This is a genomic window from Mycobacterium heidelbergense (genome assembly GCF_050205645.1).
GTDB lineage: Bacteria > Actinomycetota > Actinomycetes > Mycobacteriales > Mycobacteriaceae > Mycobacterium > Mycobacterium heidelbergense_A.
Genome location: NZ_JBNMQT010000016.1, coordinates 21,341 through 43,917, shown reverse-complemented (window position 1 = coordinate 43,917; position 22,577 = coordinate 21,341). Strand labels below are relative to the sequence as shown.

25 protein-coding genes are annotated in these 22,577 nt (G+C 67.3%); 16 read left to right on the top strand and 9 right to left on the bottom strand.

All coding sequences use genetic code 11. The features are described 5' to 3' along the window. Positions 1–2 precede the first annotated feature (2 nt). Entirely contained in the window at positions 3–428 is a 426-nt protein-coding gene (locus tag ACQI5H_RS18135; protein WP_427080707.1) for a nuclear transport factor 2 family protein, read from the bottom strand. Between the two features lie 95 nt (positions 429–523). Between ACQI5H_RS18135 and ACQI5H_RS18130 the strand changes: the two genes are divergently transcribed. From ACQI5H_RS18130 to ACQI5H_RS18120, 3 genes are read left to right on the top strand one after another with little or no spacing between them, the layout of a single operon-like run. Beyond that, complete coding sequence (locus tag ACQI5H_RS18130; RefSeq protein WP_427080706.1) at positions 524–1,222, top strand: ArsR/SmtB family transcription factor; 699 nt, start codon at positions 524–526, stop codon at positions 1,220–1,222. Between the two features lie 30 nt (positions 1,223–1,252). Beyond that, positions 1,253–2,650, top strand: coding sequence for a dihydrolipoyl dehydrogenase (gene lpdA, locus ACQI5H_RS18125; protein ID WP_427080705.1), 1,398 nt, complete (start codon positions 1,253–1,255; stop codon positions 2,648–2,650). A gap of 7 nt (positions 2,651–2,657) precedes the next feature. Further along, entirely contained in the window at positions 2,658–2,939 is a 282-nt protein-coding gene (locus ACQI5H_RS18120; protein ID WP_427080704.1) for a hypothetical protein, read from the top strand. On the opposite strand, the gene ACQI5H_RS18115 is transcribed toward ACQI5H_RS18120, so the two are convergent. Next, positions 2,940–3,503: a carboxymuconolactone decarboxylase family protein gene (locus tag ACQI5H_RS18115; RefSeq protein WP_427080703.1), complete on the bottom strand. Its 564-nt coding sequence runs from the start codon at positions 3,501–3,503 to the stop codon at positions 2,940–2,942. Continuing rightward, positions 3,500–4,915, bottom strand: a complete 1,416-nt coding sequence (gene ramB / locus ACQI5H_RS18110) for an acetate metabolism transcriptional regulator RamB (protein ID WP_427080702.1) — start codon at positions 4,913–4,915, stop codon at positions 3,500–3,502. Before ramB ends, ACQI5H_RS18115 begins: the two co-directional genes overlap by 4 nt. Before the next feature lie 151 nt (positions 4,916–5,066). On the opposite strand from ramB, the gene ACQI5H_RS18105 reads away from it, so the two are divergent. The 4 genes from ACQI5H_RS18105 (at position 5,067) to ACQI5H_RS18090 (ending at position 9,318) form a co-directional block, all read left to right on the top strand. Then, positions 5,067–5,861 (top strand): acyl-[acyl-carrier-protein] thioesterase, encoded by a 795-nt coding sequence (locus ACQI5H_RS18105; RefSeq protein ID WP_076062570.1) that lies wholly within the window; start codon positions 5,067–5,069, stop codon positions 5,859–5,861. Positions 5,862–6,136: 275 nt separating this feature from the next. Further along, positions 6,137–7,423: an isocitrate lyase gene (gene aceA, locus ACQI5H_RS18100; RefSeq protein ID WP_427080701.1), complete on the top strand. Its 1,287-nt coding sequence runs from the start codon at positions 6,137–6,139 to the stop codon at positions 7,421–7,423. An 86-nt stretch (positions 7,424–7,509) separates the two neighbouring features. Then, positions 7,510–8,373 (top strand): 3-hydroxybutyryl-CoA dehydrogenase, encoded by an 864-nt coding sequence (locus ACQI5H_RS18095; RefSeq protein ID WP_427080700.1) that lies wholly within the window; start codon positions 7,510–7,512, stop codon positions 8,371–8,373. An 84-nt stretch (positions 8,374–8,457) separates the two neighbouring features. Continuing rightward, positions 8,458–9,318 (top strand): cyclopropane mycolic acid synthase family methyltransferase, encoded by an 861-nt coding sequence (locus ACQI5H_RS18090; protein WP_427080699.1) that lies wholly within the window; start codon positions 8,458–8,460, stop codon positions 9,316–9,318. On the opposite strand, the gene ACQI5H_RS18085 is transcribed toward ACQI5H_RS18090, so the two are convergent. Further along, positions 9,311–10,324 (bottom strand): prenyltransferase, encoded by a 1,014-nt coding sequence (locus ACQI5H_RS18085; RefSeq protein ID WP_427080698.1) that lies wholly within the window; start codon positions 10,322–10,324, stop codon positions 9,311–9,313. The two genes, ACQI5H_RS18090 and ACQI5H_RS18085, sit on opposite strands and share 8 nt — an antisense overlap. Before the next feature lie 20 nt (positions 10,325–10,344). Then, positions 10,345–11,046 (bottom strand): TetR/AcrR family transcriptional regulator, encoded by a 702-nt coding sequence (locus ACQI5H_RS18080; RefSeq protein ID WP_427080697.1) that lies wholly within the window; start codon positions 11,044–11,046, stop codon positions 10,345–10,347. 133 nt (positions 11,047–11,179) lie between these two features. Here ACQI5H_RS18080 and ACQI5H_RS18075 point away from each other — a divergent pair, with 133 nt between their 5' ends. The 6 genes from ACQI5H_RS18075 (at position 11,180) to deoC (ending at position 15,368) form a co-directional block, all read left to right on the top strand. After that, entirely contained in the window at positions 11,180–12,550 is a 1,371-nt protein-coding gene (locus tag ACQI5H_RS18075) for a DUF445 domain-containing protein (protein ID WP_427080696.1), read from the top strand. A gap of 85 nt (positions 12,551–12,635) precedes the next feature. Continuing rightward, the gene (locus ACQI5H_RS18070) at positions 12,636–13,052 is read left to right on the top strand and encodes a helix-turn-helix domain-containing protein (RefSeq protein ID WP_427080695.1); all 417 of its coding nucleotides are present in this window, start codon (positions 12,636–12,638) and stop codon (positions 13,050–13,052) included. Between the two features lie 215 nt (positions 13,053–13,267). Continuing rightward, positions 13,268–13,858: a heparin-binding hemagglutinin HbhA gene (gene hbhA / locus ACQI5H_RS18065; protein WP_427080694.1), complete on the top strand. Its 591-nt coding sequence runs from the start codon at positions 13,268–13,270 to the stop codon at positions 13,856–13,858. A gap of 118 nt (positions 13,859–13,976) precedes the next feature. Beyond that, positions 13,977–14,264, top strand: coding sequence for a DUF2516 family protein (locus tag ACQI5H_RS18060; protein ID WP_040621261.1), 288 nt, complete (start codon positions 13,977–13,979; stop codon positions 14,262–14,264). Positions 14,265–14,268: 4 nt separating this feature from the next. Continuing rightward, on the top strand, positions 14,269–14,697 hold the full coding sequence (locus ACQI5H_RS18055; RefSeq protein WP_427080693.1) for a DUF2599 domain-containing protein: 429 nt from the start codon (positions 14,269–14,271) through the stop codon (positions 14,695–14,697). Beyond that, positions 14,697–15,368 carry a deoxyribose-phosphate aldolase gene (deoC, locus tag ACQI5H_RS18050; RefSeq protein WP_427080692.1) on the top strand — a complete coding sequence of 224 codons (672 nt, stop codon included), beginning with the start codon at positions 14,697–14,699 and terminating at the stop codon, positions 15,366–15,368. Before ACQI5H_RS18055 ends, deoC begins: the two co-directional genes overlap by 1 nt. A 1-nt stretch (position 15,369) precedes the next feature. Here deoC and ACQI5H_RS18045 read toward each other — a convergent pair whose 3' ends face one another. From ACQI5H_RS18045 to ACQI5H_RS18035, 3 genes are read right to left on the bottom strand one after another with little or no spacing between them, the layout of a single operon-like run. Further along, the gene (locus ACQI5H_RS18045; RefSeq protein ID WP_427080691.1) at positions 15,370–16,455 is read right to left on the bottom strand and encodes an LmeA family phospholipid-binding protein; all 1,086 of its coding nucleotides are present in this window, start codon (positions 16,453–16,455) and stop codon (positions 15,370–15,372) included. Beyond that, complete coding sequence (locus ACQI5H_RS18040; RefSeq protein ID WP_427080690.1) at positions 16,452–17,294, bottom strand: carbon-nitrogen hydrolase family protein; 843 nt, start codon at positions 17,292–17,294, stop codon at positions 16,452–16,454. The genes ACQI5H_RS18045 and ACQI5H_RS18040 overlap by 4 nt, the downstream gene beginning before the upstream one ends. A 24-nt stretch (positions 17,295–17,318) precedes the next feature. After that, positions 17,319–17,843, bottom strand: a complete 525-nt coding sequence (locus ACQI5H_RS18035; RefSeq protein WP_427080689.1) for a DUF2505 domain-containing protein — start codon at positions 17,841–17,843, stop codon at positions 17,319–17,321. A 2-nt stretch (positions 17,844–17,845) separates the two neighbouring features. On the opposite strand from ACQI5H_RS18035, the gene ACQI5H_RS18030 reads away from it, so the two are divergent. Both ACQI5H_RS18030 and ACQI5H_RS18025 read left to right on the top strand, forming a co-directional pair. Further along, positions 17,846–18,949 carry a UDP-N-acetylmuramate dehydrogenase gene (locus tag ACQI5H_RS18030; RefSeq protein ID WP_427080788.1) on the top strand — a complete coding sequence of 368 codons (1,104 nt, stop codon included), beginning with the start codon at positions 17,846–17,848 and terminating at the stop codon, positions 18,947–18,949. Between the two features lie 82 nt (positions 18,950–19,031). Continuing rightward, positions 19,032–20,363 carry a L,D-transpeptidase gene (locus ACQI5H_RS18025; protein ID WP_427080688.1) on the top strand — a complete coding sequence of 444 codons (1,332 nt, stop codon included), beginning with the start codon at positions 19,032–19,034 and terminating at the stop codon, positions 20,361–20,363. On the opposite strand, the gene ACQI5H_RS18020 is transcribed toward ACQI5H_RS18025, so the two are convergent. After that, positions 20,347–21,090: an SDR family NAD(P)-dependent oxidoreductase gene (locus tag ACQI5H_RS18020; RefSeq protein ID WP_427080687.1), complete on the bottom strand. Its 744-nt coding sequence runs from the start codon at positions 21,088–21,090 to the stop codon at positions 20,347–20,349. The two genes, ACQI5H_RS18025 and ACQI5H_RS18020, sit on opposite strands and share 17 nt — an antisense overlap. A 173-nt stretch (positions 21,091–21,263) precedes the next feature. On the opposite strand from ACQI5H_RS18020, the gene ACQI5H_RS18015 reads away from it, so the two are divergent. Next, entirely contained in the window at positions 21,264–22,571 is a 1,308-nt protein-coding gene (locus tag ACQI5H_RS18015; protein WP_427080686.1) for an ROK family protein, read from the top strand. Positions 22,572–22,577 lie beyond the last annotated feature (6 nt).

Below are 22,577 nucleotides of genomic sequence, written 5' to 3'. Positions count from 1 at the left end.
GGTCAGCTGGGGTGGTCGCCGGTCGTGATCATGCGGACGCTGTACCAGCCCCAGTACACGCGGTGGTGCCGAATCAGTCCGTCGTGGATTTCCATCACCTCGACGATGTCCATCTGATCTCCGTCACTGGCCTGCCGTGGATATTCCCACGTCAGTCTCGTGCCGTCGGAGAGATATCCGGTGCGGTAGCGGCGACGCTGCGGCGGTTGGTGCTCGAATACCCGCGTTACGAAACGGCGCAGCGCGTCACGGCCGCGCACGACGCCTTCCTCGGTGCCAAGCAGGTGGCACACCAGCGGGCTCTCCAGTGTCGCGTCCGGGTGATAAAGCGCCATCGAGGCGTCGATGTCCTTGGCGCCCAAGGCTTCATCCCAGGCGTGGAAGATGCGCTCGAGCGCCTCGGTGGACCCGGTGTGCGGGGTGGTCACACTTCCTCCTTCGGGGCCGACTTCTTCGGACGACTCCACGGTATAGCCGGAAAGCTTTGATGGCCGACAAACCATGCCTGTGACAGGCTGGCGATGTGAACGACATCTCGACCCCACCGGCCGACCGTGATCTTGCCGCGGTGGCGAGCCTGATCGGTGATCCGGCGCGTGCGACCATGCTGGCCGCCCTAGCCGCCGGGCAAGCGCTGCCGGCCGGGGAACTCGCTCGCAGGGCCGGGGTGCATCCGGCCACCGCCTCCGCGCACCTGCGTCGCCTGGCCGACGGCGGGTTGATTCGCGTGCGGCTGCAGGGCCGGCACCGCTACCACGAGCTCTCCGGTCCGGATGTGGCGGCGGCGCTGGAGTCCCTCGCCCGGATCGCCCCCCCGCTTGCGGTGCGTTCACTGCGTCAGCACCGTGCGGCAAGCGGGCTGGCCGAGGCACGAACGTGCTACGACCACCTGGCGGGACGCCGCGGCGTCGAACTGCGCGACCGCCTCCTGGCCGCCGAAGCGATCCGTCTGATCGACGACCGCGATCACGAGCTCACCAACCGCGGGGAGCAGTTGCTCACCAAGCTCGGCGTCGACCCGGCAGCGGTGCGCGCAACGCGGCGCATCTTCGCGCGGTGCTGCATCGACTGGACGGACCGCCGGCCACACCTGGCCGGGGCACTCCCGGCGGCAATCACCGCCGCGTTCCTCGATCGGAAATGGCTCACCCGCGGGCCCGGCCGCAGCTTGCGGGTCGCCGGCGGGTACGAGGACAAGGTCAACAAATGGCTGGCGGCGTGATCGAAGTCGAGCCCCACTAGGGTGGGGCTCGTGACTTCTCACTATGACGTCGTCGTCCTCGGGGCCGGTCCCGGCGGATATGTCGCAGCCATCCGCGCCGCACAGCTGGGCCTCAACACCGCGGTCGTGGAGCCGAAGTACTGGGGTGGCGTCTGCCTGAACGTCGGCTGCATCCCGTCCAAGGCGCTGCTGCGCAATGCCGAGCTCGCCCACATCTTCACGAAAGAGGCCAAGACCTTCGGCATCAGCGGCGAGGCGACCTTCGACTACGGGATCGCCTTCGACCGCAGCCGCAAAGTGGCCGAGGGCCGCGTCGCCGGCGTGCACTTCCTGATGAAGAAGAACAAGATCACCGAGATTCACGGGTACGGCAGATTCACCGACGCCAACACGCTGTCGGTTGAGCTCAATGACGGTGGCACCGAAACCGTCACGTTCGACAACGCCATCATCGCCACCGGCAGCAGCACCCGGTTGGTGCCCGGCACATCGCTGTCGGAAAACGTGGTCACCTACGAGGAACTGATCCTGTCCCGGGAGTTGCCGGAGTCGATCATCATCGCCGGCGCGGGCGCGATCGGCATGGAGTTCGGCTACGTGCTGAAGAACTACGGCGTCGACGTCACGATTGTGGAGTTCCTGCCGCGCGCACTACCCAACGAGGACGCCGAGGTGTCCAAGGAGATTGAGAAGCAGTTCAAGAAGTTAGGCGTCAAGGTGTTGACCGGAACCAAGGTCGAGGCCATCTCCGACGACGGTTCGGTGGTCAGGGTGACCGTCAGCAAGGACGGTCGCAGCGAGGAGCTCAAGGCCGAAAAGGTGTTGCAGGCCATCGGTTTTGCGCCCAATGTCGAGGGCTACGGCCTGGAGGTGGCCGGGGTCGCGCTCACCGACCGCAAGGCCATCGGCATCAGTGACTACATGCGCACCAATCTGCCGCACATCTACGCCATCGGCGACGTCACCGGGCTGCTGCAGCTCGCGCACGTCGCCGAGGCTCAAGGTGTGGTGGCGGCCGAAACCATCGGCGGCGCAGAGACTTTGGCGCTCGGCGACTATCGGATGCTGCCGCGCGCGACGTTCTGCCAACCCAACGTCGCCAGTTTCGGGCTCACCGAGCAGCAGGCCCGTGACGAGGGCTACGACGTCGTGGTCGCCAAGTTCCCGTTCACCGCGAACGCCAAGGCGCATGGCGTGGGCGACCCCAGCGGTTTCGTCAAGCTGGTCGCCGACGCGAAGTACGGCGAGCTGCTCGGCGGGCACCTGGTCGGCCACGACGTGTCCGAGCTGCTGCCCGAGCTCACCCTGGCGCAGAAGTGGGATCTGACGGCGACCGAGCTGGCCCGCAACGTGCACACCCATCCGACCATGTCCGAGGCGCTGCAGGAATGCTTCCACGGCCTGACCGGCCACATGATCAACTTCTGATCCGCGGATGAACACCAGCAAGACCAGCGAGCGGATCGTCGGCGCCATCGGCGGCGTGGCGATCGGCTATGTGCTGTGGCTGGTGGCCATTTCGACCGGGGACAATTCGACGGCGGGCCAGTGGGGTCCGCTGGTGTTGCTGATGTCGGTGGTGCTGGGGATCTGCGCCGGGGTGTGGGGCTGGTGGCTGCGCCGGCGCGGTAATCAGCTGTGGGCGGCGTTCGCCTTCGGCCTGCCGATACTTCCCGTGGTGCTGACGCTGGCCGTATTGGCCGACGTCTACCTCTAGCTACCGGGGATTGTCCAGCGGGATGTCGAGCGCGGACATCGTCGCCGCAAGGCCGTCGTATTGGCTTGCGAGCAAGCAGAATTCGATCAGCTGCCGCCGATCCAGGTGAGTCGCCAGCCGCTGCCAGGTCGCGTCGCTGATCGTCCGGTCTTTGACGAACTCATCCGTCGCCGTCAGCAGCGCCTGTTGCCGTTCGGTGAGCCCGGATCCGTTCCGCGAGTCCGGCCACGCGAAGATCGTGGCCTGCATGTCCGCGTCCAGACCCGCCCTGCGGGCCATCCGGCGATGATGCTGCAGCTCGTATTCGCATGAGCGGACGTGCGCGACCCGCAGGATCACCAGCTCGGTGTCGACCGGCCGCAGCCGCCCCCGCAACAACCGGCCGCCGTAAAAGGCCCACGCCCAGAACAGCAATCGGCGCTGGCCCAACGTGGTGAACAGGTGGAACTCGGGCGCTTTCACCGTGCGCGCACCCAGCTTCGCGATCACCCAGTTGATCGGTCCGAGTTCTCGGAACCCGCCCGACGGGATGCGGCCGACGGGACGTGCCGGGAGCCCGCTCACGCTTGCTTCACCAGATACGGGGACACCGTGCTGCGGTGTTCGTCGAGATCGAGCGCGCGCCCCAGCGCGGGGAACGCCCGCTGCGGACAGTTGTCGCGTTCGCAGACACGGCAACCCGCGCCGATGGGCGTGGCGATCTCCCCCGACAAGTCGAGTCCTTCCGAGTAGACGAGCCGGTGGGCGTGCCGAAGTTCGCAGCCCAGCCCGATCGCGAAGGTTTTACCCGGCTGACCATACCGCGCGGCGCGGCGCTCCACGGTGCGGGCCACCCACATGTAGTTGCGGCCGTCGGGCATCTGTGCGATCTGCACGAGGATCTTGCCCGGGTTGGCGAACGTTTCGTAGACGTTCCACAACGGGCAGGTCCCGCCGCTCGAGGAGAAGTGAAAACCCGTGGCGGACTGACGTTTTGACATGTTGCCGGCTCGGTCGACCCGGATGAACGAGAACGGCACCCCGCGCATCGACGGCCGCTGCAGCGTCGACAGCCGGTGCGCGATCGTCTCATAGCTCACCGAGTAGAACGCCGACAGCCGCTCGACGTCGTAGCGGAAGTTCTCTGCGACATCGTGGAATTGGCGATAGGGCAGCACCGCGGCCGCCGCGAAGTAATTGGCCAACCCCAGCCGCGCCAGCGTGTGCGACTCGTCGCTGGTGAACTTGCCCTCCTCGACCATGCTGTCGATCAGGTCACCGAACTCGAGGTAGGCCAATTCGGCGGCCATCTTGAATACCTGCTGACCCAGCGAGAGGTGATTGCTGATTTCCAGCGTCTTGGTCTCGGAGTCATAGCGGTGCAGCACGGTGTCGCCGAGATCGATGCGCCTGTTGATGTGCACGCCGTGCACCTCGGTGAGCCGCCGGGTCAGCTCGCGGGCCAGGTCGCCGTGATGCAGCCGCATCTGGGTGGTGAGGTCCTCGGCGGCGGTGTCCAGCTCGTGCAGGTAGTTCTGGCGTTGGTAGAAGTAGTCGCGCACCTCCTCGTGGGGCATGGTGATCGACCCGGTGCCACTGCCGTCGAAGAACCGCTCCTCGGTGGCGGCGGCCAGCTGCGCCGTGGTGATCCGGTACCGCCGGTGCAGGTTGACCACCGCGCGGGCCAGGGCGGGATGGGCACTGACCATCTCGGCGACCTCGGGCGGTTCGACGTCGATGCCCAGGTCGCGATCCATCGTCACCTCGCGCAGCTCGGCGACCAGCCGGGTGTCGTCGTGCGGGGCGAAGAAGGTCGCGTCCACACCGAAAACCTCGGTGATCCGCAGCAGCACGGCCACCGTCAGCGGCCGAACATCGTGCTCGATCTGGTTGAGGTAGCTGGGTGAGATCTCCAGCATCTGGGCCAGCGCGGCCTGACTGAATCCGCGCTCGCTGCGCAACTGGCGAACGCGCGAGCCGACGAATGTTTTGGACACCTAACCGAGCCTACCCGCCACTGTGAAGATACGGTTTGCAGAGTTGGCATCGCGCTAGGATTGGTTTTTCGGAGATGCCATTTGGCATGATTCCCGTCTGCCCCCCGGTTACCGTGGGGTCCAGACGAGGAGCGAGCGGGGGAGCGAAGCCGTGAGCCTGGACAAAATAATGATGCCGGTGCCCGACGGCCACCCCGACGTATTCGATCGCGAATGGCCGCTGCGCGTCGGCGACATCGACCGCACCGGCCGGCTCCGGCTGGATGCCGCCTGCCGCCACATCCAGGACATCGGCCAGGACCAGCTGCGCGAGATGGGGTTCGAGGAGACCCACCCGCTGTGGATCGTCCGCCGCACCATGCTCGACCTGATCCGCCCGATCGAGTTCCAGGACATGCTGCGGTGCCGGCGCTGGTGCTCGGGCACCTCGAACCGGTGGTGCGAGATGCGGGTCCGCGTCGACGGCCGCAAGGGCGGCCTGATCGAATCCGAGGCGTTCTGGATCAACATCAACCGGGAAACCCAGATGCCCGCGCGCATCGCCGACGACTTCCTGGCGGGCCTGCACAAGACCACATCCATCGATCGGCTGCGGTGGAAGGGCTACTTGAAGCCGGGCAGCCGCGACGACGCGACCGAGATCCACGAGTTCCCGGTCCGGGTGACCGATATCGACCTGTTCGACCACATGAACAACTCGGTGTACTGGAGCGTGATCGAGGACTACCTGGCCGCGCATCCCGAGCTGCTGCGGGGACCGCTGCGCACCACCATCGAGCACGAGGCGCCGGTCGCCCTGGGCGACAAGCTCGAGATCATTTCGCACGTCCACCCCGCCGGCTCCACCGATCAGTTCGGTCCCGGCTTGGTCGATCGCCCTGTTACAACGCTCACATATACCGTCGGCGACGAGACGAAAGCCGTCGCCGCGCTCTTCTCCCTGTAGCGAATTCGGGCCGCTAAGCGGCCCGCTCAAATTCCGGTGTTGACCTGCGGCTTTTGGGTTACTGGCCGGTAGCTTCTGAAACGGTTCAGTTCTGCGGCGCCTTCGCAAGATTTGCAAAATCGGGGAAACGCGTTGCGGAAATTGGCAAATGAAACGGGTGGACCGGCATAAACAGGCTGTGCCATGGTCGTATTAGCACGCCAGTGAAGTTGAGCCTCCAGCTACCGCCGGACGGCGGCGTCAACCGTCCACCAATTGCAAAGGAGTTAAGCCCAATGTCTGACGTTGGCACCCCGAAGAGCGCCGAACAGATCCAGCACGACTGGGACACCAACCCGCGCTGGAAGGACATCAACCGCACCTACACCGCCCAGGACGTCGTCGCCCTGCAGGGCAGCGTCGTCGAGGAGCACACCCTGGCCCGCCGCGGCGCGGAGGTGCTGTGGGAGCAGCTGCACGACCTGGAGTACATCAACGCCCTGGGCGCCCTGACCGGCAACATGGCCGTGCAGCAGGTTCGCGCCGGCCTGAAGGCCATCTACCTGTCGGGCTGGCAGGTCGCCGGTGACGCCAACCTGTCCGGCCACACCTACCCCGACCAGAGCCTGTACCCGGCCAACTCGGTGCCGCAGGTCATCCGTCGCATCAACAACGCGCTGCTACGCGCCGACGAGATCGCCAAGGTCGAGGGTGACCGGTCGGTGGAGAACTGGCTGGCGCCGATCGTCGCCGACGGCGAGGCCGGCTTCGGCGGCGCGCTCAACGTGTACGAGCTGCAGAAGGCGATGATCGCCGCGGGCGTCGCGGGGTCGCACTGGGAGGACCAACTCGCCTCGGAGAAGAAGTGCGGCCACCTCGGTGGCAAGGTGCTGATCCCGACTCAGCAGCACATCCGCACCCTGACCTCGGCGCGCCTCGCCGCCGACGTCGCCGGCGTGCCGACGGTGGTGATCGCACGCACCGACGCCGAGGCGGCCACCTTGATCACCTCGGACGTCGACGAGCGCGACCAGCCGTTCATCACCGGTGAGCGGACCAAAGAAGGCTTCTACCGCGTGCGCAACGGCCTCGAGCCGTGCATCGCGCGGGCCAAGGCCTATGCGCCGTACTCCGACCTGATCTGGATGGAGACCGGGACCCCGGACCTCGAGCTAGCTGCCAAGTTCGCCGAGGGCGTCAAGTCCGAGTTCCCCGACCAGATGCTGGCCTACAACTGCTCGCCTTCCTTCAACTGGAAGAAGCACCTGGACGACTCCACCATCGCGAAGTTCCAAAAAGAGCTTGGCGCAATGGGATTCAAGTTCCAGTTCATCACGCTGGCCGGCTTCCACGCGCTGAACTACTCGATGTTCGATCTGGCCTACGGCTACGCCCGCAACCAGATGAGCGCGTACGTCGAGCTGCAGGAGCGCGAGTTCGCCGCCGAGGAGCGCGGTTACACCGCGACCAAGCACCAGCGCGAGGTCGGTGCGGGTTACTTCGACCGCATCGCCACCACGGTGGACCCGAGCTCGTCGACCACCGCCCTGGCCGGTTCGACCGAAGAGGGTCAGTTCCACTGAGTTAGTCTGCCGAACAGACGCAGAGTCGCACTTCTGCAGCCCAGTCGATGCGACTCTGCGTCTGCTCGCGCGTTTAGGAGGAAATAGTGAGCGACCCAGCGATCCAGCGGGTGGGGGTTGTCGGTGCGGGGCAGATGGGGTCCGGCATCGCCGAGGTCTCGGTGCGCGCCGGAGTCGACGTGACGGTGTACGAGCCCAGCGAGGAGCTGATCACGGCGGGACGCAACCGCATCGTCCGGTCGCTGGAGCGCGGCGTCAGCGCGGGCAAAGTCACCGAGCGGGAGCGCGACCGCGCGCTCGACAAGCTGACGTTCACCACCGATCTGAAGGACCTGGCCGACCGCCAACTGGTGATCGAGGCCATCGTCGAGGACGAGGCCGTCAAGGCCGGGCTGTTCGCGGAACTGGACCGGGTCATCACCGACCCCGACGCGGTCCTGGCGTCGAACACCTCCAGCATCCCGATCATGAAGGTGGCCGCGGCCACCCGGAACCCTCAGCGCGTGCTGGGCCTGCACTTCTTCAACCCTGTCCCGGTGCTGCCGCTAGTCGAGCTGGTCAGCACGCTGGTCACCGACGAGGCCGCGGCCACCCGCACCGAGGAGTTCGCGAGTGCGGTTCTGGGCAAGCAGGTGGTGCGCTGTTCCGACCGGTCCGGCTTCGTCGTCAACGCGCTGCTGGTTCCGTATCTGCTGTCGGCGGTCCGGATGGTGGAGGCCGGTTTCGCCACCGTCGAAGACGTCGACAAGGCCGTGGTCGCCGGGCTGTCGCACCCGATGGGCCCGCTGCGGCTGTCCGATCTCGTCGGATTGGATACCCTCAAACTCATCGCGGACAAAATGTTCGAGGAATTCAAGGAGCCCCAATACGGCCCGCCGCCGCTGCTGCTGCGCATGGTGGAGGCCGGTCGGCTCGGCAAGAAATCCGGGCAAGGCTTCTATACGTACTGACGGGCACGTGATTGGGTCGGCGCGACGCCATTGTGTCGATCGGGTAGCATTCTCGCGACAACCGACGAGAGGCATCCGAATCGCATGGCTCAGTTGAAGCCGTATTACGAAGAGTCGCAATCCATCTATGACATCTCGGACGAATTCTTCTCGTTATTCCTAGACCCGACCATGGCGTACACCTGCGCCTACTTCGAGCGGGACGACATGACCCTCGAGGAAGCGCAGAACGCGAAGTTCGACCTGGCGCTGGGCAAGCTGAACCTCGAACCGGGGATGACGTTGCTCGACATCGGTTGCGGTTGGGGTGGAGCCCTGCAGCGAGCGATCGAGAAGTTCGATGTCAACGTCATCGGAATCACGCTCAGCCGCAACCAGTTCGAGTACAGCAAGGCCAGGCTTGCCGGGCTGCCGACCCGGCGCAACGTCGAGGTGCGGTTGCAGGGCTGGGAGGAGTTCGACGAGAAGGTCGACCGGATCGTCACCATCGGCGCCTTCGAGGCGTTCAAATCGGAACGGTGGGCCGCCTTTTTCGGCCACGCCCACGACGTCCTTCCGGCCGACGGCAGAATGCTGTTGCACACGATTTTGACGTACACCCAGAAACAGCAACATGAGCGCGGCGTCTCGCTGACGATGAGCGACGTGCGATTCATGCGATTCATCGGCACGGAAATCTTCCCGGGCGGGCAGTTGCCGGCACAGGAGGACATTTTCAAGTTTGCGCAGGCCGCCGGTTTTTCGGTCGAGAAGGTGCAATTGCTGCGGGAGCATTACGCGCGAACGCTCAACATGTGGGCGGCCAATCTTGAGGCCAATAAGGAAAAGGCCGTAGCGATCCAATCCGAAGAGGTCTACGACCGCTATATGCACTATCTGACCGGGTGCGAGAATTTCTTCCGCAAAGGCGTCACCAACGTGGGGCAGTTCACGCTCGTCAAGTAGCGCTGCGCAGCACGGCGCCGATCGCGAGCCCGACCACCAGCAGCGCGCCCGCCTGCCGCACGTGCACCCACGCCAGCGCGGCGTACCACAGCGGCCACACCGGAAACTTCGGTGGCGGTTCGGCGGGCCTTGGGCGGCGGAAGTAGGGCCACACCTTCGCCAGCCGGGGCAGCGCCACGGCGACCACCAGCGCGGCCCAGGGCATCGCGCCGGCCGCGACCGCGATCGCGACCAGCACGTAGAAGCCGACCATCATGCCCAGCGTCACGGCGCGGGCGCGCGCCTCGCCGAGCAGGACCGGCAGCGTCCGGATCCCGAGCGGCTCGTCGTAGGGGATCTTGTCGATGTGCTTGCCCATCAGCACCGTCGTGCACAGCAAGCCGTAGGGCAGCGAGGCCAGCACGACGTCCCAACCGACGGAGCCGACCGCCGAGTAGTACGTCCCGCACACCATCAGCGGACCCCACACGACGAAAACGTCGGGCTCGCCCAGCCCGCGTTTCTTCAGGCGCAGCGGCGGCGCGGTGTACGCGACGCTCAGCGCGAAACCGCTGAGCGCAAAGGCGATTACGGGCCAACCGCGGGCCCACGTCAGCGTCACCAGAATCGCCAGGTCGGCGACGTTCACCAGCAGGATCGCCAGCCCCAGCGTCCGGCGGCTGATCAGCCCGGACAGCACCGGGTGCGGGGCGTACAGCGCACGGGGATACGTGGCGCTGTCGGTGCCCACCTGCGTGTCGTAGAGGTCGTTCATCAGGTTATTGGCGGTGTGCGCCAACGTGATTCCCAACACGGCCAGCACCAGCCACCGCCAATCCAGGCCCGGCTTGCCCACCGCCAGCAGCGCCGCCACCAGACCGGACACCAGGGTCATCGGCAACACCGCCGCGCGGGTGACCACCAGCCACCGCGTGACGGTGTCGATCGGTCCATCGGGTGGCGGGTTGGTGGTGCGAAGTGCGTATGCCCACGACTTCAGCCGTGAGCCCACGCTCGCCTCAGGCATTCCTAAAGCCTAGACCGGCCTCAACGCGACCGCCGGGGAATGATCGGCGTCGGATGCGGTTGCGCGCGGAACTTCTCCAGTGATCCGCCGACCTCGACGATCCCGCATATCGCGTTCCAACTGAGCATGGTCAGGTAGTCGATCAGCTCGTCGCGACTCATCCGGGGTTCCGACATCCACGAGTGGGTGGCCAGCTGCACGCCGCCGACGATCAGGTAGGCCCACGGCTCCACCCCGCCGGTGTCCAACCCGGCCTGGTGCATGCGCCGGCGAATCAGGACCGCGAGCATGCGGGCGATGATTCGCTCGGAGTCGGCGATCACCTTGCTGTGGCTCGCCGAGCTGTTCGCCATCACGAACCGGTACGGTTCGGGCTCGTTTGCCACGGTGTCGACGTAGACCCGAATGACCTCGCGGGTCAGGTCGAAGCCGTCCAAGTTCGACGAGAGGGCCGCGGTCATGTTGGGAATCAGCGTCGTCTGTGTGAACCGCATCATCACCGCGGTCGTCAGGTCGTTCTTGTCGACGAAGTAGCGGTAGAGCACCGTCTTGGAGACCCCGATCTCGGCAGCGATGTCGTCCATGCTCAGAAAGCGGCCGAGCCGCCGAATCGCTTCGATGGTTCCGTCAACCAGCTCGTTGCGGCGGTCGACCTTGTGCTGATGCCAGCGCCGCTTGCGACCATCCATCTTGACGGTCACAGCCGGTATTTGCTCTGCCACAGTCGCCGATTTCCATTCCCTAGACGCCCTCGATAATACGGCCTGGGCCGTCCGGTTGGCGGATGGCGGGCGCGGAGAATAGGCCCCTGGACAGTGCAAGTCACACTAATCGCCCGCGGGGATACATGATGGTGTGGTGGCACACAGAGCCGATTCGCCGGGCTCGCCGGCGCGGGGGCTGGACGTGGTCGCGTCGCCGGGCCCGGCGCGCCGCCCCCACACGTCCCTAGCGGAGTCGTTCGCCGGGGCCGATCCGCAGGCCGACGCCGAACGCCGGGTGGCGCTGCGCCGGATGAAAATCGTGGCACTGGGATTCCTGATCGGTGCCAGTGGCATCTTCCTCGCGTGCCGCTGGGCGCAGGCCCACACCAGCGCGGGCGTCTGGGTCGGCTACGTCGGCGCGGCCGCGGAGGCCGGCATGGTCGGCGCCCTCGCGGACTGGTTCGCCGTCACCGCGTTGTTCAAGCACCCGCTGGGCATACCGATCCCGCACACGGCGATCATCAAGCGCAAGAAGGATCAGCTCGGGGAGGGCCTGGGCACCTTCGTGCGGGAGAACTTCCTGTCGCCGGCGGTGGTCGAGACCAAGCTGCGCGACGCGCAGGTGCCCGGCCGGCTCGGCAAGTGGCTGTCGGAGCCCTCGCACGCCGAGCGGGTGGCCAGCGAGACGGCGACCATCCTCCGGGTGTTGGTGGAGTTGCTGCGCGACGAGGACGTGCAGCAGGTCATCGACCGGATGATCGTGCGCCGCATCGCAGAACCGCAGTGGGGCCCGCCGGTGGGCAGGGTGCTGGCGACGCTGCTGGCCGAGAATCGGCAGGAAGCCCTGATCCAGTTGCTCGCCGACCGGGCTTTTCAGTGGTCACTGAATGCCGGCGAGGTCATCCAGCGGGTGGTCGAGCGCGACTCGCCGAGCTGGTCGCCCCGATTCATCGACCACCTCGTCGGCGACCGCATTCACCGCGAGTTGATGGACTTCACCGACAAGGTGCGGCGCAACCCCGACCACGAACTGCGCCGTTCGGCGACCCGCTTCCTGTTCGAATTCGCCGACGACCTGCAGCACGACCCGGACACCATCGCGCGCGCCGAAACCGTCAAAGAACAGCTGATGGCCCGCGACGAGATCGCCAACGCCGCCGCGAGCGCATGGAAGACGATGAAACGGCTGGTGCTCGAGGGCGTCGACGACCCGTCGAGCGCGCTGCGGACCCGCATCGCCGACACCGTGGTTCGCGTCGGGGAGTCGCTGCGCGACGACGCCGAGCTGCGCGACAAGGTCGACAACTGGATCGTCCGGGCGGCCCAGCACCTGGTGTCGCAGTACGGGGTTGAGATCACGGCGATCATCACCGAGACGATCGAGCGCTGGGACGCCGAAGAGGCCAGCCGGCGGATCGAACTGCACGTCGGTCGTGACCTGCAATTCATCCGGATCAACGGAACCGTGGTCGGCTCGCTCGCGGGGCTGGCGATCTACGCCGTCGCGCAGCTGCTTTTCTAGAGGTGCTAACAAGTGCTTGCAAAAGCAAGCACTTGCCCGTAATCTGAGGGCCGTTCAAGATCGACCATCGACCCAGGAGTACGCAATGGCACCCGAGGAGAAGCTCTCCGCCAAGGTGTCGACCGCGGCCTCCGAAGTGGCCTCCGACATCGGCAGCTTCATTCGTGACCTGCGGGAAAACGCGCAGGTGTCGGTGCGCCAACTCGCCGAGCGGTCCGGGGTCAGCAACCCCTACCTCAGCCAGGTCGAGCGCGGACTGCGCAAGCCGTCCGCCGACGTCCTGAACCAAATCGCGAAAGCGCTGCGGATCTCCGCTGAAGTGCTCTACGTGCGGGCCGGGATCCTCGAGCCCAGCGAGACCAGTCAGGTGCGCGACGCGATCATCACCGACACCGCGATCACCGAGCGGCAGAAGCAAATTCTGCTCGACATCTACGCGTCATTCGCCCAGCAAAATGAATCCACCCAAGAGGAGTGTTCGACCGAATCCAACGGCGACTGACCTCGGCGACGTATAGACGGCGGGCCGCGCGGTTACCCAGAAGGAAGGGACCCAACCGTTCCAGGCCAGTTGCTGGCTCTGCTGGCCCGATCTGGCGGCCTGGGCAGATGCCACTCGATCATCACTCGACCGACCAAGCAGGAGGTTCTCGCGCAACTTCCACCAGACAGCAGTCAGTAACACCGATAACGAAAGAAATGACGAAAGGAAAACCAATGGCTGAAAACCCGAACATCGAAGACCTGCGCGCCCCGTTGCTCGCCGCGCTGGGCGCGGCGGACCTGGCCCTGGCCACCGTCAACGACCTGATCACCAACCTGCGTGAGCGTGCCGAGGAGACCCGCACCGAGACCCGCAGCCGGGTCGAGGAGCGACGTGCCCGCCTAGCCAAGCTGCAGGAGGACCTGCCCGAGCAGTTCACCGAGCTGCGCGAGCGGTTCACCGCCGACGAGCTGCGCAGGGCCGCCGAGGGTTACCTGGAGGCCGCGACGAGCCGCTACAACGAGCTGGTCGAGCGCGGCGAGGTCGCCCTGGAGCGGCTGCGCAGCCAGTCCGGCTTCGACGACGCGTCGGCGCGGGCCCAGGCGTCCGTGGACCAGGCCGTCGAGCTGACCCAGGAGGCGCTGGGCACCGTGGCGTCGCAGACCCGCGCGGTCGGTGAGCGGGCGGCCAAGCTGGTCGGCATCGACCTGCCCAAGAAGGCTCCCGCGAAGAAGGCGCCGGCCAAGAAGGCCCCCGCCAAGAAGGCTCCGGCCAAGAAGGCTGCGGCCAAGAAGTCGGCGGCCAAGAAGGTCACCCAGAAGTAGTCAGATCCGGGGTTGCCCCCGCGGGGGCAACCCGGATCAAGCAGCACACTCGACTCCGAGTTGCCCCCTGGGCAACTCGGAGTCGACGTTTTGGACGCCGCCCGCATACCCTTAAGGCGTGAGCCACCTCGTGGGTACCGTCATGTTGGTCTTGCAGATCGCCGTCCTGGTGACGGCGGTGTACGCGTTCGTGCACGCGGCGCTGCAGCGACCCGACGCCTATACCGCCGCCGACAAGCTGACCAAGCCCGTGTGGCTGGTGATCCTGGGCCTGGCCGTCGCGCTGACATCGATCCTGAGCTTCGTCTTCGGCGTGCTCGGCATGGCGATCGCGGCGTGCGCGGCCGGCGTCTATCTGGTCGATGTTCGGCCCAAACTCCTCGAAATTCAGGGTAAGTCGCGCTGACGGGATGAAAGCCCTGCTGGCCTTGCCGGCGGCGGTGCTGGTCGCCCTCGCGGCGGCCGTCCCTGCCACGGCGGACCCGGGCACGGGCGCGGCTACCCCGTCGTACCCGCCGCCATACATCGATCACACCGAGTGGATGCAGTGGGGAGGCCTGGCCAGCTTGCGGGTTTTCCCGACGCCCGCCGGGCGCGCAGCCTCGAGGCAGCCCGGGACGTCGGCGGCCGCCGACGAGGCGTGGGCCGAGGTGCTCGCGTCGGCACCGGACGCCGGCACCGCCGGCATGCGCGCACAGTTCCTGTGCCACTGGCAGTTCGCCGAAACGGCGCAACCGGGCAAGACCAGCTGGAACCTCGAGCCCTGGCGGCCGGTCGTCGACGACACCGAAATCGTCGCCGCCGGTTGTAATCCCGGCGGCCCGGAAGGACCGTTCTAGTGGCGAACCAACCCACCCGCGCCCAGCTGGCCGCAGTGGTCGACCACACCCTGCTCAAGCCCGAGACCACGAAGGCCGAGGTGGCCGCGCTGGTCGCCGAAGCTGCGGAGTTGGGCGTCTACGCGGTGTGCGTCTCCCCGTCGATGGTGCCCGCCGCGATCCAAGCCGGCGGCGTGCGGGTTGCCACGGTGGCGGGTTTTCCGTCGGGCAAGCATCTCTCGGCGATCAAGGCGCAAGAAGCGGCGCATGCCGCGGCGTCCGGGGCAAGCGAGGTCGACATGGTCATCGACGTCGGTGCCGCGCTGGCCGGTGAGCTCGGCTTCGTGCGGTCCGACATCGAAGCGGTACGTGCCGCCACCGCCGGAGCCGTTCTGAAGGTGATCGTGGAATCCGCTGTGCTGCTTGGCCATAACGAGCGCACGCTCGCGGCGGTGTGCCGCGCCGCCGAAGACGCCGGCGCGGACTTCGTCAAGACGTCGACCGGATTTCATCCCGCGGGCGGGGCGTCGGTGCGTGCCGTCGCATTGATGAGCGAAACCGTCGGCGGGCGGCTGGGGGTCAAGGCCAGCGGCGGCATCCGCACCGCCGCCGACGCCGTCGCGATGCTCGACGCGGGCGCGACCAGGCTGGGCCTGTCAGGTACCCGCGCCGTCCTCGACGGGCTCGGCTGAATCAGAGGTTGGCGAAGCAGGGGTTCGTATTGCCGGTGGGGATCGTGGCGTTCTGCGTCGAAAAGTGGCTCGTCACACCGGAATTGGTGACCTGCACGCTGTCGGCGTGAATGCCCAGCGGGAAGTTCTTGGTTTGGTCGGCGGTGAACTTGTCCAGCGTCGACTGCACGCTTTCCTTCGGCATGGTGAAGCCGAGGGCGTTGAAGCTGACGATCTGCAACTCCAGCCCGGTGCCGGAGACCACCGGCTTGGCGGTGATGTTGTCCAGCATGCCCTTCAGCTCGACGGTGCCGTCGGCGGGATGGGTGGTCACGCTGTTGGTGACGAAGGGACCCAAAACCGGTATGGCGTTCTGCACCGATTCCTTGATGCCCTCGGTCGTCCAGGTGATGGTGGCATCGAGCGACCCGATGGTGCCCTTGGAACTGGCAGTCGACTGGAGCCGCACATCTCGGATGTTGATTTCGATCTTCATGCCCTTGGCGGACCGGATCTGGTTGCCGGCCGTGGACACCGAGATGTTGCTGTAGTGCTTGGTCAGTTGCTGCCACAGCATCAGCGGCGTCACGCTGAACGAAGCGGTGGCCTGATCCTTGGTCTCGCACGCCACCGCTTCGGCGACCTTGTTGTTGGCGACGTGGCGCACGTACAGCTCGGCGCCGATCAGCGCCGCGATGACGAGCGAAACCACGATGATGCAGACCAGCAGGATCGATAGCGGGTCGCGAAGGAAGCGTCGTTTTTTCTTCACCGGTGCCGGCTCTTCGTTCGGGGTTGCCAACCGTTCCGTCGGGCCCGCCGGCGGAACGGGCGGAGGCGGGTAGCCCGGTCCCTGCGTGTCCGGCCGGGTCGCACCCAGCTGCTCGGTCTGCGGCTCCGGGGCCCGCGGCGGCACCGGGCCCGGCGGACGCTGAGGTGGAGGTGGCGGCACCGGGCCGGGCCCGGGCTGCGGCGGCTGGGCGGGTCCGCGGGTCGGGAATCGCTCGGTCGGCCGCTCGGTCGGTGGTGGGCCCGAGGGGCCTTGGTTGCCGGGACGGCCCCAGGGGCCCTCGTTAGGTGGTCCTGGTGGTCCTGGCGGGTTCGTCACCCAACCGATTCTGCCCTATCGATTCGAGCAAAGCTTGACTGGTTTCGCAGGACCGCGATGCTCTCGCGGGCGTTGGCCACCCGGTCGACGTCGATGTCGGCGACCACGAGCTCCGGCCCGGCGCCCGCCGACGTGACCACTTCACCCAGCGGCGAGGCCACCAGGCTGCCGCCCACTCCGGTCGGCGCACCGGAGCCGGACCCCGGGCCGGTCAGGCTGTCGCCGGGGTCGGCCTGACCGGCCGCGACGACGTAGCTCATCGAGTCAAGCGCGCGGGCCCGGGCCAGCAGCGTCCACTGCTCGAGTTTGCCGGGACCCGAACCCCAGGACGCGCAAACCGCGATCAGCTGCGCGCCGCGTCGGGCCAGTTCGGTGTAGAGCTCCGGAAAACGGATGTCGTAGCAAACGGACAACCCCACCCCGACGCCGTCGACGGTGATCACCACCGGCTCCGCCCCGGGCGCGACGGTGCGCGACTCGGTGAAGCCGAATGCGTCGTAGAGGTGGATTTTGTCGTAGTGGGTGTCGGGTTCGTTGGGCGTGCCGGGCCCGGCCGCGATCAGCGTGTTCTTCACTCGCCCGTCGCCGGCCGGGGTGAACATGCCCGCGATCACGGTCAGGCCCGCGTCGGTGGCGATCGCCCGGACACTGTCGGCCCAGGGGCCGTCCACCGGCTCGGCGACCGGTCCCAGCGGGACGCCGAACCGGCACATGGTCGCCTCGGGGAACACCACCAGCCGCGCGCCGGCGTCCGTGGCACGGCCGGCGTACTCGCGGACCAATTGCAGATTCTTTGCCGGATCGGTGCCACTGAGGATCTGCGCCAACGCGATTCGCATGGCGCCAGCCTAAAGCGCGGCGGCTCAGGTGTTGTTTGCGATCCACTCCGTGGTGAACCGCTGTTCCGCGACCACCAGGTCGGCCAGTTGGGTGCCGATGAAATTCTCCAACTTGCCCCCGATGAGTGGGACGCGCACGTGGACGGTGATCCGGCACTCCAATCGCGCGCCGACCGACTTGCCCGTGGGAGACAGCTCGGCGGTACCGGACACGTTCGCCGGAGCATCCACGATCGATCCGGCGACCGTGGCCATCGCGACACCGCCGGCAACCGGACCCCACGTCTCCTCGCGCTTGATGCACAGATCGCCCCGGTGCAGTTGCGTGATCAGAGCCGGCAGCTTGTCACTGCGGATCACCTGCAGCGTGACTACGTCGATAGTGCCGTCGTCCCCGGACTCGCCCCCTAAGCGCAACGACTCCAGCTTCGTCTCGTCGACACCGGACGCCGCAAGCCTGGCCAGCCAGTAGGCCTCCTCGCGGTAAGCCTGGAGAACCGATTCGACGCTGCCTTCGTAGTCGGCGGATATGTCGAATGAACGCGGCATAGCTGGCCAGGCTACCGTTACGGCCCGTGGTCGGTTCGCTGTTTGCCGGTGCGCATGTCGCCGAGGCGGTGCCGCTGGCGCCGTTGACCACAATGCGAATCGGACCCGTGGCGCAGCGCCTGATCACGTGTACCAGCATCGAACAAATCGTCGCCGTGGTGCGGCGGCTGGACTCCGAAAACGCGGGTGGCCCGCCGCTGGTGTTCGCCGGCGGATCCAACCTGGTGATCGCCGATACCCTGACCGACCTGACCGCGGTGCGATTGGCCAACGACGGCATCACCATCGACGGCAACCTGCTGCGCGCGGAGGCGGGCGCGGTGTGGGACGACGTCGTCCTCGCGGCCATCGAGCACGGCCTGGGCGGGCTGGAATGCCTGTCCGGTATCCCCGGCTCGGCCGGCGCGACGCCGGTGCAGAATGTCGGGGCCTACGGCGCCGAAGTGTCCGACACCATCACCCGGGTCCGGCTGCTGGATCGGCGCAGCGGCACGGCGCAGTGGGTACCGGGCAGCGAGCTCGGCTTCGGCTATCGCACCAGCGCGCTCAAGCGGGCCGGCGGCCTCGAAATCCCTTCTGTGGTACTGGAAGTGGAGTTCGCGCTGGATGCGTCGGGCCGCAGCGCGCCGCTGCGCTACGGCGAGTTGGCGGACGCGCTCGACGTGACCAGCGGCGAGCGCGCCGACCCGCAGGCCGTCCGCGACGCGGTGCTGGCGCTGCGCGCCCGCAAGGGCATGGTCCTCGACGCCGCCGACCACGACACCTGGAGCGTGGGTTCGTTCTTCACCAACCCGGTGGTCGCACCCGAGGTGTACGAGCGGCTGGCGGTCGAGATCGACGGTCCGGTGCCGCACTACCCCGCACCGGACGGAGTCAAGCTGGCCGCCGGTTGGCTGGTGGAGCGGTCGGGGTTCGCCAAAGGCTATCCGGACGACGAGCACGCCCCATGCCGGTTGTCCACCAAGCATGCGCTTGCTCTGACGAACCGCGGTGCGGCCACGGCCGAGGACGTCGTCGCGTTGGCCCGCACGATCTGTGACGGAGTCCGCGACGTGTTTGGTATCACACTGGAACCCGAACCCGTCCTGCTCGGGTGCAGGCTGTAGCGGTTAAATTCGTTCAACAGCACCCCGGGCGGCGAGTTGTCGTGACCGGGCGAGAGTCGTTCTCCCGGTATCTTTATTTGTCGTGAGCACATCCAGCGCGCCTCAAAGTGGGGGGCCGATCAACCGGCGGCTGGCTTTGGCGGCCCTCGGGCTAGGTGTGTTCGCGCCCAATTTCTTGGCCGCCTGCGCGGGGACCGTGACCAAGCAAGCCCAGAAGAAAGAAGCCCCGGCGGCGCACCTGAAATTCGAGCCGGCCGACGCCGCCTCCGACGTGATTCCCATTGCGCCGGTAAGCGTTCAGATCGGTGACGGCTGGTTTCAGAAGGTGGCGCTGACGAACTCGTCGGGCAAGGTTGTCGCCGGAGCGTTCAACTCCGATCGCACCGTCTACACGATCACCGAGCCGCTGGGCTACGACGGCACCTACACCTGGAGCGGCTCGGCCGTCGGCCACGACGGCAAGGCGATCCCGGTCAGCGGCAAGTTCAGCACCGTGTCGCCCAGCAAGAAGATTGGCGGGGCATTCCAGCTTGCCGACGGCCAGACCGTCGGGGTGGCGGCGCCGATCATCGTCCAGTTCGACGCGCCGATCAGCGACAAGGCCTCCGTCGAGAAGGCGCTCACGGTCACCACCAACCCGCCCGTCGAGGGCAGCTGGGCCTGGCTGCCCGACGAGGCGCAGGGCGCCCGTGCGCACTGGCGCCCCCGCGAGTACTACCCGGCGGGCGCCACCGTCAACGTCGACGCCAAGCTCTACGGGCGGCCCTTCGGCGAGGGCGCATATGGCGCCGACGACATCTCACTGCGCATCCAGATCGGCCGAAAGCAGGTCGTCAAGGCCGAGGTCTCGTCGCACCGGATCCAGGTGGTCAGGGACGAGGGCGTCGTCATGGACTTCCCGTGCAGCTACGGCGAGGCCGACAAGGCGCGCAACGTCACCCGCAACGGCATCCACGTCGTCACCGAGAAGTACGCCGACTTCTACATGTCCAACCCGGCGGCCGGCTACAACCACATCCACGAACGCTGGGCGGTGCGGATCTCCAACAACGGCGAGTTCATCCACGCCAACCCCGCCAGCTCCGGGGCGCAGGGCAACACCAACGTCACCAACGGCTGCATCAACCTGTCCACCGCGGATGCCGAGCAGTACTACGGCAGCGCGATGTACGGCGATCCGGTCGAGGTGACCGGAAGCTCGATTCAGCTGTCCTACTCCGACGGCGACATTTGGGACTGGGCCGTCGACTGGGACACCTGGGTGGCGATGTCGGCGCTGCCGCCCCCGACGGCGCATCCGCCGTCGACACAGATCCCGGTCACCGCGCCGGTGACGCCGTCCGACGCTCCCACCCTGTCGGGCACCCCGACGACCACCACCACCACGTCGGCGCCGGCTAGGCCCGGCGGTTAAATCGCGAGGCGCTGGCCTGATCGCGGGGCCGGATGATGATCTGGTCCAGGTTGACGTGGGACGGCCGGGAGGCCACGAATCCGATCACCTCGGCCACGTCGGCGGCCGTTAGCGGTGTGATGCCGGAGTAGACGGCGTCCGCGCGCCGCTCGTCGCCGTCGAAGCGCACCAGTGAGAACTCGGTTTCGACCGCTCCCGGCGCGATCTCGGTGAGCCGGACCGGCTTGCCCAGCAACTCGCCGCGCAGCGTGCGGTGCAGCGCGCCCTGGGCGTGCTTGGCCGCGGTGTAGCCGGCGCCGCCGTCGTAGGTTTCCATCGCCGCGATCGAGGTGACGGTGACGATCAGCCCGTCGCCGGACTCGATCAGCTTGGGCAGCAGCGCGCGGGTGACCCGCAAGGTGCCCAACACGTTGGTCTCCCACATCCACCGCCAGTGCTCCAGGTCGGCGTCGGCGACCGGCTCCAGCCCGCGGGCGCCACCGGCGTTGTTGACGAGCACATCGACCCGGCTCAGGCCCTGCGCGAGCGCCGCGACGGCCGCGTCGTCTGTGACATCAGCCACAACGGCCCTACCGCCGATCTCGTCCGCAAGGGCGTTGATCCGGTCGGCCCGACGTGCCACCGCCACGACGTGAAACCCAAGTGCCGCAAGGGTTTTGGCGGTCGCCTCACCGATCCCGGAACTGGCACCGGTGACGACCGCGATCCGATCGCTCGCTGAACTCACCAGGACAACTCTAATAAACGTGCTAAATTTCCCCTGTGCAGTACAGCGTCCTGGTCAACACCACCACCGCGTGTCTTTGCGCGGCAGGTGCGTGTTGTTGCCGCGCACTTTGCCGCGCCTGACTCCCCGGCGTGGCCGAAGACCGGCCCTCAGTACTCAACCAAAGGACGCTCGTGCGCACGACCAGTCTCACTCACACCCATCATTCGCCCGGCCGCAAAGGCCATCTGCGGTTGCACCGCCAGATCTTGCCACCGGCCCTGCACATCTCCGACTCGGCGGCGGCGTCCGTCTTCCGGGCGGTGCGGTTGCGCGGGCCCGTCGGACGCGACGTCATCGCCGCGGTCACATCCCTGAGTATCGCGACGGTTAACCGTCAGGTCATCGCGCTGCTCGGGGCCGGCCTGCTGCGGGAGCGCGCCGACCTCGCGGTCTCGGGCGCGATCGGACGCCCGCGGGTGCCCGTCGAGATCAACCATGAGCCGTTCGTGACGCTGGGCATCCACATCGGCGCGCGAACCACCAGCATCGTCGCCACCGACCTGTTCGGCCGCACGCTGGACACAGTCGAGACCCCGACACCGCTCAGCCCGCCCGGGCCCGCGCTGGCCTCGCTGGCCGAAAGCGCGACCCGCTACATGAGGCGCTGGCACCGGCGCCGCCTGCTGTGGGTAGGCGTGGCGATCGGCGGCACCGTCGACGGCGCCAGCGGCCACGTCGACCACCCGCGGCTGGGCTGGCGGCAAGCGCCGGTCGGATCGGTGCTGGCCGACGCGCTGGGCCTGCCCGTTTCGGTGGCCTCCCACGTCGACGCGATGGCCGGCGCCGAGCTGCTGCTCGGCATGCGGCGGTTCGCGCCGAGCTCGCCGACCAGCCTGTACATCTACGCCCGCGAGACCGTGGGCTATGCGCTGGTGATCGGCGGGCGGGTGCACTGCCCGGCCAGCGGCCCGGGCACCATCGCCGGCCTGCCCGCGCACTCGGAGCTGCTCGGCGGCACCGGGCAGCTGGAATCGACGGTCAGCGACGAGGCCGTGCTGGCGGCCGCCCGCCGGCTTCGGATCCTGCCCGCCGCCCCCGTGAACCGTGCGAACGGCGCCGTCACCGCGATGACCGACCTGGTGCGGGTGGCGCGCGCCGGAAACGAGCACGCCAAAGAGCTGCTCGCGGAACGCGCCCGGGTGCTAGGCGAGGCCGTCGCGTTGCTGCGTGATGTGCTCAATCCCGACGAGCTAGTGGTCGGTGGCCAGGGGTTCACCGAGTATCCCGAGGCCATGGGCCAGGTGGAAGAGGCGTTCGCCGCGCGCTCGGTGCTGCCGCCGCGCGATATCCGGGTCACGGCGTTCGGCAACCGGGTCCAGGAGGCCGGGGCCGGGATCGTGTCGCTGGGCGGGCTGTACGCCGATCCGCTGGGCGCGATGCGCCGCGCCGGCGCGCTGGCCGCCCGGGCGGATGTCGAACCGGACGAGTCTTCCGCTTAGCGCGAA